This window comes from Cedecea sp. B1(4), assembly GCF_059414925.1.
In genome coordinates this window covers 453,668-467,832 of record NZ_JCAHMZ010000003.1, presented here as the reverse complement: position 1 = coordinate 467,832, position 14,165 = coordinate 453,668, and the positions used below count along the sequence as shown (strand labels likewise).

The window sequence follows — 14,165 nt, the reverse complement described above, 5'->3', positions numbered from 1 at the left end:
CTAATTTGAAAAAACTTTCTGATAGCCTGTTTTTTAAACGAAATGCTTATTTTTGGCGCTGTTTGATGAGTTTTGGCAGGTCTGCGAGGCTATTAATAACCACATCTGCGGCCGTCTCACCTGCTTCTGTCACTGGTTTGCCGGTGCGAACCAGCACTTTAGTCCCCACCATTGCGGCAGCACCGGCCTGCATATCTTCAATTTTATCACCAACCATATAAGAAGAAGCCATATCAATGTGCAGGAAGTCACGGGCAGAAATCAGCATGCCAGGCTGCGGCTTACGACAGTCACAAGTCTGGCTAAACTCTTTCACGCTCCCATCCGGGTGATGAGGGCAATAATAGATGCCGTCGAGATCGACGCCGCGGTCCGCCAGCGACCAGTCCATCCATTCGGTCAGGTTTTCAAAGTCAGCCTCGGTGAACATCCCGCGTGCAATGCCGGACTGGTTAGTCACCAGCACCAGAGCAAAGCCCATCTCTTTTAATTCGCGCATTGCTTCTATAACACCATCAATAAACTCGAATCGGTCAACTTCATATACATAGCCATGATCGACATTAATGGTGCCATCGCGGTCGAGAAAAATAGCGGGTACGGACTGTGCCACTTGAGAGCTCCTGAAACGGGTTAATGACGTTTAGTATCGCATGATTTAGTAATAAGGAGAGAACAGTCCTTCACTCGCCGATTGATTTAGACGTCTGGATGCCTTAACATCCATATCGATTACGGTAACTTTGGTTACTGGTAGCAGAAAATTCCACGGCTAATACAGATACGATAATAAATAACTCAATGATTAAACTTTCAAATATCACCAAGGTGTTCCAGCAGGGAAACCGCAGCATACAGGCATTGAATAATGTCAGTCTGCACGTCCCTGCCGGGCAAATTTATGGCGTGATTGGCGCGTCCGGTGCGGGGAAAAGCACCCTTATCCGCTGTGTAAACCTGCTCGAACGTCCAACCGAAGGTTCAGTTCTGGTTGACGGTCAGGACCTGACAACGCTTTCTGAAACCCAGTTAACCAAAGCCCGCCGCCAGATCGGTATGATCTTCCAGCACTTTAATCTGCTTTCTTCGCGTACCGTTTTTGGTAACGTCGCTCTGCCGCTCGAGTTGGATAACACGCCAAAAGAAGAGATTAAACGTCGCGTTACCGAGCTACTAGACTTAGTGGGTTTAGGTGAAAAGCACGATGCCTGGCCTGCAAATCTATCCGGCGGTCAGAAGCAGCGCGTCGCGATTGCTCGTGCGCTAGCCAGCAACCCAAAGGTCCTGCTGTGTGACGAAGCTACCAGCGCGTTGGACCCAGCCACGACCCGCTCTATTCTGGAGCTGCTGAAAGACATTAACCGCCGCCTGGGCCTGACCATTCTGCTTATCACCCACGAGATGGATGTGGTCAAGCGTATTTGTGACTGCGTGGCCGTGATCAGCAACGGCGAGCTTATTGAGCAGGATACGGTGAGCGAAGTGTTCTCCCATCCGAAAACGCCTCTGGCGCAGCAGTTTATTCAGTCCACACTGCACCTCGACGTGCCGGAAGATTACGCGCAGCGTCTGAACGCAGAGCATAAAGAAAATGCGGTACCTTTATTACGCCTGGAGTTCACTGGCCAGTCGGTCGATGCCCCACTGCTCTCAGAAACAGCACGTACCTTCAACGTGAACAGCAACATTATTAGCGCGCAGATGGATTATGCCGGCGGCGTGAAGTTCGGCATCATGCTGTGTGAAATGCACGGCGAGCCAAAAGATACGCAAGCCGCTATTGCCTGGCTGCAGGAGCAACACGTGAAAGTAGAGGTGCTGGGTTATGTCTGAAGCAATGATTTGGTTACTGGCTCGCGGCGTATATGAAACGTTGGCTATGACCTTTGTTTCCGGTTTCTTCGGATTTGTGCTCGGTCTGCCTGTCGGCGTGCTGCTTTACATCACTCGTCCTGGGCAAATCAGCGCCAATGCGAAGCTTTACCGCAGCCTCTCGGCGATAGTTAACATTTTCCGTTCTATTCCATTCATTATCCTGCTTGTCTGGATGATCCCTTTTACTCGCGTCATCGTAGGAACGTCTATCGGTCTGCAAGCTGCTATCGTTCCGTTGACCGTTGGTGCCGCGCCGTTTATTGCGCGTATGGTTGAAAATGCCCTGCTGGAAATTCCAACCGGCCTGATTGAAGCTTCACGCGCGATGGGCGCCACGCCGCTGCAAATCATCCGTAAAGTACTGCTTCCAGAAGCGCTTCCAGGCCTGGTCAATGCCGCGACGATTACCCTTATCACTTTAGTGGGCTATTCTGCTATGGGCGGTGCCGTCGGTGCCGGTGGTCTGGGGCAGATTGGCTATCAGTACGGGTACATCGGCTACAACGCTACCGTAATGAATACCGTACTGGTTCTGCTGGTCGTGCTAGTTTACTTAATTCAATTCTCTGGCGATCGTATCGTCCGGGCTGTTACACACAAATAAACACAACTGCATTCATACAAGGAAAAGGACATGGCTTTTAACTTTAAAACGTTCGCCGCGGTCGGCGCTCTGATTGGCTCTCTGGCCCTGGTGGGTTGCGGTCAGGAAGAAAAAGATCCAAACCACATTAAAGTCGGCGTGATTGCTGGCGCTGAGCAGCAGGTTGCGGAAGTGGCTCAGAAAGTGGCTAAAGAGAAGTATGGCCTCGATGTTGAGCTGGTGACCTTTACCGACTATGTCCTGCCAAACGAAGCACTCAGCAAAGGCGATATCGACGTTAACGCCTTCCAACACAAACCTTACCTGGATCAGCAGATCAAAGATCGTGGTTATAAGCTGGTTTCCGTAGGCAATACCTTTGTTTATCCAATTGCCGGCTACTCCAAAAAAATCAAATCACTGGCTGAACTGCAGCCGGGTTCTCAGGTAGCACTGCCAAACGACCCAACTAACCTCGGCCGTTCTCTGCTGCTGCTGCAGAAAGAAGGTCTGATCAAACTGAAAGACGGTGTTGGTCTGCTGCCAACCGTGCTGGATGTCACCGAGAACCCAAAAAATCTGAAACTGGTTGAGCTGGAAGCACCACAACTGCCGCGCTCTCTTGACGATGCGCAGATTGCTCTGGCCATCATCAACACCACTTACGCTAGCCAGATTGGCCTGACACCAGCGAAAGACGGTATCTTCGTTGAAGACAAAAACTCTCCTTACGTGAACCTGATCGTTTCTCGTGAAGACAACAAAGATGCAGAAAACGTGAAGAAGTTCGTTCAGGCCTACCAGTCTGACGAAGTGAACGAAGCGGCTAACAAAGTCTTTAACGGCGGTGCGGTTAAAGGCTGGTAAGTTTCCATTCTTCAGTTTTACGTAAATAATTAAAGGCGGGCGCAAGCCCGCCTTGTTATTTTGGTTCGAGCTTGCTTCAATGTTCCCCGTTTTACATTCATTGAGGAAATATTATGCGTGCTTTACCGATCTGTTTATTAGCCTTCGCGCTGAGCGGCTGTTCAATGCTAAGCAGATCCCCAGTAGAACCCGTTCAAAGCACGGCAGCTGCGCCGAAGACAGAAACAGAGAAGCCGAAAGCGCCTCGCCCTGTTCCGGTCAGAATCTACACAAACGCAGAAGACTTAGTGGGTAAACCGTTCCGTGATTTAGGCGAAGTCAGCGGCGAGTCTTGCCAGGCAAGCAATCAGGATTCCCCACCGAATATCCCGACAGCACGTAAACGCATGCAGATTAATGCCTCCAAAATGAAAGCCAATGCTGTGCTGCAGCACAGCTGCGACATCACCACTGGCACGCCGGGGTGCTACCGTCAGGCTGTTTGCGTTGGCTCCGCGCTGCAAGTTTCGGCGCAATGACCCCATTTCAATTTGCACAAATAGGCGTTATTCGCTCCCCATATAAAGAAAAGTTCGCCGTCCCGCGTCAGCCCGGTCTTGTCAAAGACGGCGGCGGTGAACTGCGTCTGCTTGCGCCTTACAACCAGGCCGATGCCGTTCGTGGGCTGGAAGAGTTTAGCCACCTGTGGCTATTGTTTGTCTTTCACCAAACGATGGAAGGCGGCTGGCGCCCAACCGTACGTCCTCCCCGGCTTGGCGGAAACGCGCGAATGGGCGTGTTTGCTACGCGTTCCACGTTTCGCCCGAATCCAATCGGTATGTCGCTGGTTGAGCTTAAAGGTATTCGTTGCCAAAAAGACGAAGTGATCTTACAGCTCGGCAGTCTGGATTTGATGGATGGTACGCCCATTGTAGATATCAAACCGTACCTGCCATTTGCAGAAGCCGTGCCGGACGCACGTGCTGGCTACGCACAGCAGGCTCCGCAGGCGGACATGCCTGTGATGTTTACACCAGAAGTGCAGCATCAGTTGACCGGGCTGGAAAAACGCTATCCGCATTTTGCGCGTTTTATCAGTCAGGTGCTTGCTCAGGACCCTCGTCCTGCCTATCGTAAAGGTGAAGATGTCGGGAAAACTTACGCCGTTCTGCTGCTTGACTTTAACGTTCGCTGGCGCGTCACAGAACACGGTTTTGAAGTGTTCGCTCTCGAAACGAGTTAATTTAGCCCTCTCTCTTTTGACATCTCTGCCACACTGGTAAACTAAACCACTTTTTTTGAAGCAGGCCGCCGCTGGCCTGCGCTATGCCGTTCAAATGGAACCGTAACAACATGCGTACTAGCCAATATCTGCTCTCCACTCTGAAGGAGACACCTGCCGACGCTGAAGTAGTCAGCCACCAGCTGATGCTGCGCGCCGGGATGATCCGCAAGCTGGCCTCCGGTTTATACACCTGGCTGCCGACCGGTTTGCGCGTCCTGAAGAAAGTCGAAAACATCGTGCGAGAAGAAATGAACAATGCCGGTGCTATCGAAATGTGCATGCCGGTGGTTCAACCCGCCGACCTGTGGCAGGAGAGTGGACGTTGGGAGCAATACGGCCCGGAGCTGCTGCGCTTTGTTGACCGTGGCGAACGTCCTTTCGTGCTGGGTCCAACCCACGAAGAAGTGATCACCGACCTGATTCGCAACGAACTGAGCTCCTACAAGCAGTTGCCGCTGAATCTGTTCCAGATCCAGACTAAATTCCGTGACGAAGTTCGCCCACGCTTTGGCGTAATGCGTTCCCGCGAATTCCTGATGAAAGACGCCTACTCGTTCCATACGTCTCAGGAATCCCTGCAGGAAACCTACGACAAGATGTATGAGGCTTACAGCAAGATTTTCTCCCGTATGGGTCTGGATTTCCGTGCCGTTCAGGCAGATACCGGCTCTATTGGCGGCAGCGCTTCCCATGAGTTCCAGGTGCTGGCCCAAAGCGGTGAAGACGATGTAATCTTCTCTGACAGCTCAGACTATGCGGCAAACATCGAATTCGCTGAAGCTTTAGCACCGGCATCAGGCCGCACAGCGCCAACCGCTGCAATGAGCCAAATCGACACCCCGAACGCAAAAACTATCGCCGAGCTGGTTGAGCAGTTCAACCTGCCAATCGAGAAAACGGTTAAGACTCTGCTGGTGAAAGCCACCGAAGGCAGCGCTTACCCGCTGGTTGCTTTGCTGGTTCGTGGCGATCACGAACTGAACGAAGTGAAGGCTGAGAAACTGCCGCAGGTAGCAAGTCCGCTAACATTCGCCACCGAACAAGAGATTCGCGACATCGTGAAAGCCGGTCCTGGTTCCCTGGGTCCAATCAATCTGCCTGTTCCAGTTGTGATTGACCGCAGCGTTGCGGCAATGAGTGATTTCGCCGCTGGCGCCAACATCGACGGCAAACACTTTATCGGCATTAACTGGGAACGCGATGTTGCGCTGCCAGAAGTTGCTGATATCCGTAACGTTGTGGCCGGCGATCCAAGCCCGGACGGCAAAGGCACCTTGATGATCAAGCGCGGCATCGAAGTGGGTCACATCTTCCAGTTGGGTACCAAGTACTCTGAAGCGCTGAAAGCCGCCGTTCAGGGTGAAGATGGCCGTAACCAGACTCTGACCATGGGTTGCTATGGTATCGGTGTTACCCGCGTGGTCGCGGCTGCGATTGAACAGAACTTTGACGATCGCGGTATTCTGTGGCCGGATGCTATCGCCCCGTTCCACGTTGCGATTTTGCCAATGAACATGCACAAGTCATTCCGCGTGCAGCAACTGGCTGAAGAGCTGTATACCACGCTGCGCGCTCAGGGCATCGACGTGCTGCTGGATGATCGTAAAGAGCGTCCAGGCGTGATGTTTGCAGACATGGAACTGATTGGTATTCCTCACACTATCGTTATCGGCGACCGCAATCTTGACAACGAAGAGATCGAATACAAACATCGCCGTGCAGGTGAGAAGCAGATGATCAAAACCAACGAGATCGTTGATTTCCTGGTGAAGCAGATCAAAGGCTAATTAGCCGCTGAGCATAAAAAAGCCCGTCCATCTGGACGGGCTTTTTCGTTTTAGTCGTTACACTCTTTGCCGGGCTTAAACTTCGCACCCTTATCCGCGACCAGCGCTTTTTGTAACTCCCCACTGTCTGGAGAAGCCTGCAGCGTAAAGTGCCCTTCTACCACCAGCAGGATTGGCGCGCTGTTCTTGCCGCGCGCTGCCGCATAGGCTCTTTCCAGTTCGGCATTATCCGCAACGGCAAAGGTTTTACCGGTCGCACAGTCCTGGAATACCGCCGCGTCAGCCATGTATTTATACTTGCCTTTCATCGGCATTGGCGTTGACGGCAGCTTCGCATCCACCGCTTTTAGCGTGTAGTTGAACTGCGAATCAATCGGATTGCCTTCACGATCCAGCATCACCAGGCTGTCGCCCTTAGGGTGGTAATACTGCTTCTCGCCTTCGCTGTCGGTTAAGACCAGTTTATCGGCAGTCCGCGCCCATTTACCGTAGCTGGCAAATGAGGCTCCTTTACCCTGGTAGGTCTGATTCATCACCCAGGTGCCGTCCTTTTCCAGAAACAGCGAGGTTTCAATCCCTTCACAATCCGCACACGGCACTACGCCGCGATAGCTCTGCTGCATCGGTTTCAATTCCGCCGCCTGAGCCGGGATCAAAGTTTGCGTTTCCGTACGATTATTACAGCCAAATAGCGTGAACAGGCTGAGCGCTGCCAGCGCAGCCAGAAGACTCTTCTTCATGCTTCATTCCTTATGCCGTTGTCCCAATGTTCGTCGCTACTCCGGATGGCGACGAACTTTGCCGCGTAGTGCTTTGGTTGTCGATTTCTGCGCCTTTGAGGCCAGACGACGCTCTTTAGAAGCCCGCGTCGGCTTTGTGGCACGGCGGCTCTTCTGCACTACGGTGAGTTCTTGTATCAGTGAAACCAGGCGAGCCACCGCCGCTTCGCGGTTCATCTCCTGGCTTCGGTATTCCTGGGCTTTAATCACCACCACGCCCTCAGGCGTGATCAAATGGTGACTTACTGCCAGCAGACGTATCTTATACGACTCCGGCAGGCTAGAGGCAGGGATATCAAAGCGCAAATGAATCGCCGTTGAGGTTTTATTCACATGCTGCCCTCCAGCCCCCTGGGCGCGAATCGCGGTAATCGTAACTTCATTGTCCGGGATAACGACCGTTCGCGACACGGAAATCATTGTTGCAGCCAGGCCGTAAAGTGAATTTCCAGATTATTCTCGCTGTCGGATAGCCAGATTGCGCCATCCTGAATCGTCGCCTGTAGGTTCATGGTGCGCGTACCAAACTCACTTAGCTTCGCCAGCTGTGCGTCATCCAGATACCAGATGGACAGGTTTTTAAACTGGCTCAGGCGGGTCTGGTTTTGCTGCCACCAAATTTCCGCCGCCCGACTATTATAGGTAAACAATGCCACCTCAGCCGACTGGCTGCAGGCTTTTTTGACCCGACGTTCTTCCGGTAACCCTAGTTCTACCCACAAATCAATGCCAAGGTGATCGTTTTTACGCCAGATTTCCGGCTCGTCTTCTGCGCTGAGGCCACGGGTAAATTCCAGACGCTCATCCGCATATTTAATCCATGCCAGCAGGCGCAGCATCATGCGTTCCTGCGTTTCCGAAGGATGACGCGCCAGCGTCAGGCTGCTGTCCAGAAACCGATTACGATCGAGATCGGCCACATTCACCGTCGCCTTATAAATTGTCGCTTTTAACGCCATCACACTTCTCCATACACAATTGCGCGCTATTGTAGCGAAATAACACTCCTTCGGCTCTGAGTATGACGGGTATATTTGCGTGGCTGATATCGGTTACATTGCTGTGGTATAGTCACCTTGCTAAACAGAGTTTATCTTCGTAGGCTTAGACTTGACCCCACGGGTAGGTCTGAAGTCGGGACTCTGAGAGGAGGGTATGTGGAAAAGTATTGTGAATTAGTTCGGCAACGCTACGCGGAAATTGCCAGCGGCGATTTAGGCTATATTCCTGATGCCTTAGGATGCGTATTGAAGGCTCTGAACGAAGTTGCCTCCAGCGAGGCCGTGTCGGAGTCGGTCAGGGAACAGGCGGCTTATGCTGCCGCGAACTTACTGGTGAGCGATTATGTCAATGAATGATGCGTATCAACCCATCAACTGTGATGATTATGACAATCTCGAGCTCGCCTGCCAGCATCATTTGTTACTGACGCTGGAGTTAAAAGACGGGGAGGTTTTGAAAGCCAAAGCGAGCGATCTGGTTTCTCGTAAAAACGTCGAATACCTGGTTGTCGATAACGCCGGCGCTACACGTGAGTTACGCCTCGATAAAATTAACAGCTTTAGCCACCCCGAAATCGGCACTATCGTGGTGAGCGTCGAATAAATCTGATCACCCCATCTCAAACAAAACGGGCAGCTATCGAGGCTGCCCGTTTTGTTTACGGCTTCATTGAGGCGTAGTAGGCCGCTAAATTAGAGATATCCTCGTCTGAAAGCCCGCTGACGTAAGCCTTCATGATTTCTGCCTGACCACCGCTGCGCTCCCCTTTTTTATAAGCCTGAAGCGAATGCTCCAGATAAGCTTCGCTCTGCCCGCCAATGTTTGGGTACAGCGGCGCAGAAGCTTTCCCACTCATGCCATGGCAGGCAACGCAGGTCATGGCCTTCGCTTCTCCAGCCTGAGCATCGCCTTTCGCCAGAGCAGGTAAACTGCAGGCTATCAGCCCAAGCAGCAATACGAATTTTTTCATTGCTCAACTCCCTTTTGCCAGTCTATGTGCCAGCATGAATGTTCCGTAGCCTGTCCTTCACGAGTGACAAAAATACCCGGCGCAGCGATAAGTTGCTCGCCATAAAACAGCAGCGGCGTGGCGTCACGTTCCCATGGCGGAATGCGCAATTCCTGCCAGATTTTTTTCAGCGTTCGCCCTTTATCACGGCCGACAATATGCAGCAAACCCGAAGCCTTAAAACGCAGGCTAACAATTTCGCCCTCTGCTGGCGCACGCACCGGCATTCCCTTCTCACTGAGTAAAATCATTCCCAGCCCAGGGAGATTCTGGGGGTGATAAGGTGCGGGCCATAAATAGCTTTTTTCCCGATCGATGTTCAGCAGCGGAACCCAATACAGTTCCCCCTGAAAACGCCTGATTTCATGTTCACCCAGGCGAAGGCGAGGATTGGCATCTTCCCGACTTAAAGCGACTTCCTGCCATAAACGTTGAAGAGAAGCCCGGGACGGCATCGCAGCACGATGCCAGGAGAGCCAGCGCCGCAGCAGGGCAAATCGCCGTGCCTCGCTCATCGTCAGCATCGGTTCGATATGCAGCGCGCCCTCGGGGGACATCAAGTTATTCAGCTGTTCGGCAAGCAGTTCATCAAGCAGTTGCTCCTGCTCACCACATAAATCCGCACTACGGGCAACGCTGCGGGAAAAATGGGGCCATCTTTGCTGCAGCAGAGGAACGACTCTCAGACGCAGGAAATTCCGGTCATACTTATCGTCCTGATTACTTTCGTCCTCAATCCAGCTTAGCCGGTGAACGCCAGCCCACTCCTCGAGCTGTGCACGTGAAGTTGCCAGTAGAGGACGCAGTAATGAAGTGTCGCCGAAAGGCAAAATCGCGGGCATCGACGCCAGCCCGGCCGGGCCGCTGCCGCGTTTAAGCGCCAACAGGAAGGTCTCACACTGGTCGTCCAAATGCTGCGCCGTCAACAACACTTCGCCTGCCAAAAGCGAGTCAGAAAGCGCCTGATAGCGGGCCGCCCTCGCCTCCCCTTCAATCCCCTGGCCGCCGGAGGGAAGCTGAACATACGCCACTTCGAAAGGCACGTTCCATTTCTCACAAAGCGCCCGGCAATGTTCCACCCAGCTGTCTGCTCTTGGGCTGAGTCCATGGTGGATATGCATTGCCCTGATATGCAGGCCAGGTTGCAGAGTATCTCGCAGGGTAACGACTTGATGCAGCAGAACCGTCGAATCCAGCCCACCGCTAAACGCCACCAGCAGCTGGCGGTGAGGATGCAGAAAAGACTGAAGTTCGCGGCTAGTCATAGTTTGTCGTTACGAGGGGTTTGCCCGGCAAATTACCGGGCATTCGCGGCGCTGGCAAGGTTTACTGCTGATAAAGTTCCAGCGGCAGGCCGTCGGGATCGCTGAAGAAGGTGAAACGTTTATCGGTATAAGGATCGACGCGAATGGGCTCGCATTTCACGCCATGGCTTTCCAGATGCGTAATCGCCTGATCAATGTTTTCCACGCTGAATGCCAAGTGACGAAGCCCGCAGGCCTCCGGGCGACTTGGGCGTACTGGCGGAAACGGAAAAGAGAATAGCTCAATAACGTACTGGCCTTTCAGCGCCAGATCACCTTTCCAGGAGTCCCGCTCTTTGCGGTAAACTTCCGCTTCCAGCGTAAACTCCAGCACATCGCAATAGAATTGCTTACTGCGTTCGTAGTCCGACGCGATAATCGCGACGTGATGAATTTGCTTTAAACCCAGCATAAAATCTCCTTAGTCACTTCAGGCAAGGTAATCATCGCTTCCCTGCAAAGCAAGCGCTCAAGCCTCTTTTAAGACTCGTACTCTGTAGACGCCGTCCTCACCGAGTTTAGCCCCGTGAATATCCGTTTCAAAGCCCGGATAATGCTCCCCAACGGAACACAGCATCAGCAGGAAGTCGAGCACCGCCCGACTCTCTTTGGTGATCACTTCTCCCGGCATCACCACCGGCACGCCTGGCGGATAAGGCAGGATCATATTGGCTGAAACTCTGCCCAACAGTTCCTCTATTTCTACCGTTTCTACGTTGCCTTTCACCTGCTGCTGATAAGCCTCGTGCGGGGTCATACGCATTTCAGGCAGGACATCAAAAGCGCGCAGCATCAGATCGGGCAGGTTATGTTGCTTAATCAGTTTGTGGATCCCCTGCGCCAGCGTCTGAATGCGCATGTTGCGATAAAAGTCCGGATCTTCCGCATAAAGATCCGGCAGCATGTTCTTCACACGCAAATTAAGATCGTAAGAGCGCTTAAACTCCGTCAGCCCGCGCAGCAGGCTTAGCGCTTTTGTCTTATCAATACCGATACTGAACAGGAACAGCAGGTTGTACGGACCGGTCTTCTCAACAACAACGCCTCGCTCGTCGAGAAACTTGGCCACCAGCGCCGCCGGTATCCCCTCTTCTGCCATTTCGCCCAACTCGCTCATGCCCGGCGTTAGAATAGTGACTTTGATCGGATCGAGGTACATGTGATCCGCATCGACATCCCTGAAGCCATGCCAGTCTTCCTCTCCGGGGGCAATGGGCCAGCACTTCGCCTCATCAACATGATCGGGCTGCCAGATATCGAAGAACCAGTCTTCTGATTCTTCGCGCAGGCGCTGCACTTCACGACGGAAATGCAGGGCTCGCTCAACGGAACGGTTGATCAGCCGCTTCCCAGTGTTACCGCGCAGCATCGCCGCGGCTGTTTCAATCGAGGCCACCAGCGGATAGCTCGGGGAAGTGGTGGTATGCATCATGTAGGCTTCGTTAAAGGTCTCTTCATCGTAATCACCTTTAATGTGAATCAGCGAAGCCTGAGAGAACGCCGCCAGCAGCTTATGGGTCGACTGGGTTTCATAGATAATTTTCCCCGGTACTCGATCGCCGCTCATGCCACTTTTTCCCTGATAAATCGGGTGGAAGTTGGTATAGGGCACCCAGGCGGAGTCAAAGTGAATCGACGGCACATCGAGGGTTTTCTTGATGAAATCGGTGTTGTACAGCAGCCCGTCGTAGGTCGAGTTGGTGATAACCGCGTGCACCGGCCACTGCGCATTCGGGGTTTCAGCGACCTTTTTCTCGATATTTTCACGAGTAAATTCACGCTGCGGAATACCGCCCAAGATCCCCAGCGCGTTACGCGTTGGCTTCAGCCAGATTGGCACCAGATTGGTCATCATCAGCAAATGGGTCAGCGATTTATGGCAGTTACGATCGACCAGAATTGTGCTGCCGGATGGCGCGGCATACATGCCGACTATCTTGTTCGACGTCGAAGTACCGTTAGTCACCATATAGCTTTGTTCGGCACCGAAGGTGCGGGCAATGTACTCCTCCGCCTCCAGATGAGGGCCGGTATGATCTAGCAGCGAACCCAGCTCCGTAACCGAAATCGACACATCGGCCTTCAGCGTGTTGCCGCCAAAGAAGTCGTAAAACAAACAGCCGACCGGGCTTTTCTGGTAGGCGGTACCGGCCATATGCCCTGGCGTACAGAAAGTGTATTTTCCCTCTTTCACATAGGTGAACAGCGCTTTGGTCAGCGGCGGCGTAATCGTATCCAGGTACTCGTCGGTGTACTGGCGAATACGCAGGGCGATGTCGTCGGCCGCGCTAAGCGCATACTCGAAGAACCACAGCGCCATGCGCATTTCATTCACGCTAACGTTTAGAGAGGAATGTGTATTGATGAATGCGTACAGCGGCAGATCTTCATTCAGCAGGTTAATTTCGCTGCACAAGTCGAGGCTGTATTCGTCCCAGTCAAAGACCACGCCGCAGATACGAGGGTTGTGCTCAATCAGCTTAAGCAGGTCAGTGCTGTTGGTGGGGTAGATGAGCTGAAAGCCCTGCAGCTCCAGCGCGCGATGCAGTTCCTTAATAGGCTCGTCTTTGTAGAAAACGCCGTGCGGCCCCATAATCGCAATGGTATTCAATGTTCACCTCCTGGAAATCACCTGGCTAAGCATAGCGCAATGGGATGTTCCATGAAGCTATAAATGCAAAAAGGGCCGGAAAATCCGACCCTTATCGCTATTTTACACCTTAAAATCAGGCGTAGCCGTAGCTCATCAGGCGCTGATAACGACGGTTTAACAATTCGTCTTTATTCAACACATCGAGATCCGCCAGATCGGCCAGCAGCTGTGCACGCAGGGAAGCGGCCATCACTTCTGGATTGCGGTGCGCACCGCCCAACGGCTCAGGGATCACGGTATCAATCAGCTTCAGCTCTTTCAAGCGAGGAGCAATGATCCCCATCGCTTCTGCGGCCAGCGGGGCTTTATCCGCGCTCTTCCACAGGATTGACGCACAGCCTTCCGGGGAAATAACGGAATAAGTGCTGTACTGCAGCATGTTCACTTTGTCACCCACGCCAATGGCCAGCGCACCACCGGAACCACCTTCACCGATAACGGTACAGATGACCGGTACTTTCAGACGGGACATTTCACGCAGGTTGCGGGCGATCGCTTCAGACTGACCACGTTCTTCGGCGCCAACGCCCGGATAAGCACCCGGCGTGTCGATGAAGGTAATGATCGGCATGTTAAAACGTTCAGCCATTTCCATCAGACGCAGCGCTTTACGGTAGCCTTCTGGTGCCGGCATACCGAAGTTACGACGGATTTTCTCTTTGGTTTCGCGCCCTTTCTGATGACCAATGATCATCACCGGACGACCTTCCAGACGAGCAATACCACCCACGATAGCTTTATCGTCGGCATAGGCACGATCGCCGGCCAGTTCGTCGAATTCATCAAAAGCCAGACGAACGTAATCCAGGGTGTACGGACGCTGCGGATGGCGCGCCAGCTGCGCAATCTGCCATGCACCTAAATCAGCGAAGATCTTGCGGGTCAGCTCAACGCTTTTCTCGCGCAGACGCTGCACTTCTTCGTCCAGATTAATATCCAGTTTTTCATCCTGGCGGCTAACGGCCGTCAGGGAATCGATTTTCGCTTCCAGCTCTGCAATCGGCTGTTCGAAATCAAGGAAATTCAGACTCATAATATTCCT

The 14,165-nt window shown here is 52.8% G+C and carries 17 protein-coding genes; 8 read left to right on the top strand and 9 right to left on the bottom strand.

Annotation, left to right across the window (positions count from 1 at the left end):
- Nucleotides 1-46: 46 nt before the first annotated feature.
- Nucleotides 47-613, bottom strand: a complete 567-nt coding sequence (gene gmhB / locus ACR6JA_RS09660; protein WP_213715245.1) for a D-glycero-beta-D-manno-heptose 1,7-bisphosphate 7-phosphatase — start codon at nt 611-613, stop codon at nt 47-49.
- A 188-nt stretch (nt 614-801) separates the two neighbouring features.
- On the opposite strand from gmhB, the gene metN reads away from it, so the two are divergent.
- The 6 genes from metN (at nt 802) to proS (ending at nt 6,376) form a co-directional block, all read left to right on the top strand.
- A complete protein-coding gene (metN, locus tag ACR6JA_RS09655; protein WP_008456982.1) occupies nt 802-1,833 on the top strand; it encodes a methionine ABC transporter ATP-binding protein MetN in 1,032 nt (343 codons plus the stop codon).
- The gene (locus ACR6JA_RS09650) at nt 1,826-2,479 is read left to right on the top strand and encodes a methionine ABC transporter permease MetI (protein WP_008456980.1); all 654 of its coding nucleotides are present in this window, start codon (nt 1,826-1,828) and stop codon (nt 2,477-2,479) included. The genes metN and ACR6JA_RS09650 overlap by 8 nt, the downstream gene beginning before the upstream one ends.
- A gap of 30 nt (nt 2,480-2,509) precedes the next feature.
- Nucleotides 2,510-3,325 (top strand): MetQ/NlpA family lipoprotein, encoded by an 816-nt coding sequence (locus tag ACR6JA_RS09645; RefSeq protein ID WP_008456978.1) that lies wholly within the window; start codon nt 2,510-2,512, stop codon nt 3,323-3,325.
- A 113-nt stretch (nt 3,326-3,438) separates the two neighbouring features.
- A complete protein-coding gene (rcsF, locus tag ACR6JA_RS09640) occupies nt 3,439-3,843 on the top strand; it encodes an Rcs stress response system protein RcsF (RefSeq protein ID WP_008456976.1) in 405 nt (134 codons plus the stop codon).
- Entirely contained in the window at nt 3,840-4,547 is a 708-nt protein-coding gene (gene tsaA, locus ACR6JA_RS09635; protein ID WP_494493960.1) for a tRNA (N6-threonylcarbamoyladenosine(37)-N6)-methyltransferase TrmO, read from the top strand. Before rcsF ends, tsaA begins: the two co-directional genes overlap by 4 nt.
- 110 nt (nt 4,548-4,657) lie before the next feature.
- The gene (gene proS / locus ACR6JA_RS09630; protein ID WP_494493959.1) at nt 4,658-6,376 is read left to right on the top strand and encodes a proline--tRNA ligase; all 1,719 of its coding nucleotides are present in this window, start codon (nt 4,658-4,660) and stop codon (nt 6,374-6,376) included.
- A gap of 50 nt (nt 6,377-6,426) precedes the next feature.
- Here proS and nlpE read toward each other — a convergent pair whose 3' ends face one another.
- Genes nlpE through ACR6JA_RS09615 form a run of 3 tightly spaced genes read right to left on the bottom strand, consistent with a single transcriptional unit; the run spans nt 6,427 to nt 8,114 of the window.
- Nucleotides 6,427-7,116, bottom strand: a complete 690-nt coding sequence (gene nlpE / locus ACR6JA_RS09625) for an envelope stress response activation lipoprotein NlpE (protein WP_008456969.1) — start codon at nt 7,114-7,116, stop codon at nt 6,427-6,429.
- Between the two features lie 36 nt (nt 7,117-7,152).
- Nucleotides 7,153-7,575: an alternative ribosome rescue aminoacyl-tRNA hydrolase ArfB gene (arfB, locus tag ACR6JA_RS09620; RefSeq protein ID WP_008456967.1), complete on the bottom strand. Its 423-nt coding sequence runs from the start codon at nt 7,573-7,575 to the stop codon at nt 7,153-7,155.
- On the bottom strand, nt 7,572-8,114 hold the full coding sequence (locus tag ACR6JA_RS09615) for a YaeQ family protein (protein ID WP_008456965.1): 543 nt from the start codon (nt 8,112-8,114) through the stop codon (nt 7,572-7,574). Before ACR6JA_RS09615 ends, arfB begins: the two co-directional genes overlap by 4 nt.
- Nucleotides 8,115-8,312: 198 nt before the next feature.
- On the opposite strand from ACR6JA_RS09615, the gene ACR6JA_RS09610 reads away from it, so the two are divergent.
- Nucleotides 8,313-8,513 carry a YaeP family protein gene (locus tag ACR6JA_RS09610; RefSeq protein WP_008456963.1) on the top strand — a complete coding sequence of 67 codons (201 nt, stop codon included), beginning with the start codon at nt 8,313-8,315 and terminating at the stop codon, nt 8,511-8,513.
- The gene (gene rof, locus ACR6JA_RS09605) at nt 8,500-8,760 is read left to right on the top strand and encodes a Rho-binding antiterminator (RefSeq protein ID WP_008456962.1); all 261 of its coding nucleotides are present in this window, start codon (nt 8,500-8,502) and stop codon (nt 8,758-8,760) included. The genes ACR6JA_RS09610 and rof overlap by 14 nt, the downstream gene beginning before the upstream one ends.
- 55 nt (nt 8,761-8,815) lie before the next feature.
- Here the strand turns inward: rof and ACR6JA_RS09600 are convergent, their stop codons facing one another.
- From ACR6JA_RS09600 to accA, 5 genes are all read right to left on the bottom strand, one after another.
- Entirely contained in the window at nt 8,816-9,127 is a 312-nt protein-coding gene (locus ACR6JA_RS09600) for a c-type cytochrome (RefSeq protein WP_213715240.1), read from the bottom strand.
- A complete protein-coding gene (gene tilS, locus ACR6JA_RS09595; protein WP_494493958.1) occupies nt 9,124-10,431 on the bottom strand; it encodes a tRNA lysidine(34) synthetase TilS in 1,308 nt (435 codons plus the stop codon). The genes ACR6JA_RS09600 and tilS overlap by 4 nt, the downstream gene beginning before the upstream one ends.
- 61 nt (nt 10,432-10,492) lie before the next feature.
- Nucleotides 10,493-10,882, bottom strand: a complete 390-nt coding sequence (locus ACR6JA_RS09590) for a VOC family protein (RefSeq protein WP_213715236.1) — start codon at nt 10,880-10,882, stop codon at nt 10,493-10,495.
- A 57-nt stretch (nt 10,883-10,939) separates the two neighbouring features.
- On the bottom strand, nt 10,940-13,081 hold the full coding sequence (locus tag ACR6JA_RS09585; protein ID WP_213715233.1) for a lysine decarboxylase LdcC: 2,142 nt from the start codon (nt 13,079-13,081) through the stop codon (nt 10,940-10,942).
- Nucleotides 13,082-13,196: 115 nt separating this feature from the next.
- Nucleotides 13,197-14,156: an acetyl-CoA carboxylase carboxyl transferase subunit alpha gene (gene accA, locus ACR6JA_RS09580; RefSeq protein ID WP_008456951.1), complete on the bottom strand. Its 960-nt coding sequence runs from the start codon at nt 14,154-14,156 to the stop codon at nt 13,197-13,199.
- Between the last annotated feature and the right edge of the window lie 9 nt (nt 14,157-14,165).

Bases quoted from the DNA above. Each gene is read 5' to 3' on its own strand.
- metN (WP_008456982.1), top strand. From the start codon at position 802: ATGATTAAACTTTCAAATATCACCAAGGTGTTCCAGCAGGGAAACCGC.
- ACR6JA_RS09600 (WP_213715240.1), bottom strand. From the start codon at position 9,127: ATGAAAAAATTCGTATTGCTGCTTGGGCTGATAGCCTGCAGTTTACCT.
- tilS (WP_494493958.1), bottom strand. From the start codon at position 10,431: ATGACTAGCCGCGAACTTCAGTCTTTTCTGCATCCTCACCGCCAGCTG.
- ACR6JA_RS09645 (WP_008456978.1), top strand. From the start codon at position 2,510: ATGGCTTTTAACTTTAAAACGTTCGCCGCGGTCGGCGCTCTGATTGGC.
- rcsF (WP_008456976.1), top strand. From the start codon at position 3,439: ATGCGTGCTTTACCGATCTGTTTATTAGCCTTCGCGCTGAGCGGCTGT.
- nlpE (WP_008456969.1), bottom strand. From the start codon at position 7,116: ATGAAGAAGAGTCTTCTGGCTGCGCTGGCAGCGCTCAGCCTGTTCACG.
- ACR6JA_RS09615 (WP_008456965.1), bottom strand. From the start codon at position 8,114: ATGGCGTTAAAAGCGACAATTTATAAGGCGACGGTGAATGTGGCCGAT.
- rof (WP_008456962.1), top strand. From the start codon at position 8,500: ATGTCAATGAATGATGCGTATCAACCCATCAACTGTGATGATTATGAC.
- arfB (WP_008456967.1), bottom strand. From the start codon at position 7,575: ATGATTTCCGTGTCGCGAACGGTCGTTATCCCGGACAATGAAGTTACG.
- tsaA (WP_494493960.1), top strand. From the start codon at position 3,840: ATGACCCCATTTCAATTTGCACAAATAGGCGTTATTCGCTCCCCATAT.
- ACR6JA_RS09650 (WP_008456980.1), top strand. From the start codon at position 1,826: ATGTCTGAAGCAATGATTTGGTTACTGGCTCGCGGCGTATATGAAACG.
- ACR6JA_RS09590 (WP_213715236.1), bottom strand. From the start codon at position 10,882: ATGCTGGGTTTAAAGCAAATTCATCACGTCGCGATTATCGCGTCGGAC.
- accA (WP_008456951.1), bottom strand. From the start codon at position 14,156: ATGAGTCTGAATTTCCTTGATTTCGAACAGCCGATTGCAGAGCTGGAA.
- proS (WP_494493959.1), top strand. From the start codon at position 4,658: ATGCGTACTAGCCAATATCTGCTCTCCACTCTGAAGGAGACACCTGCC.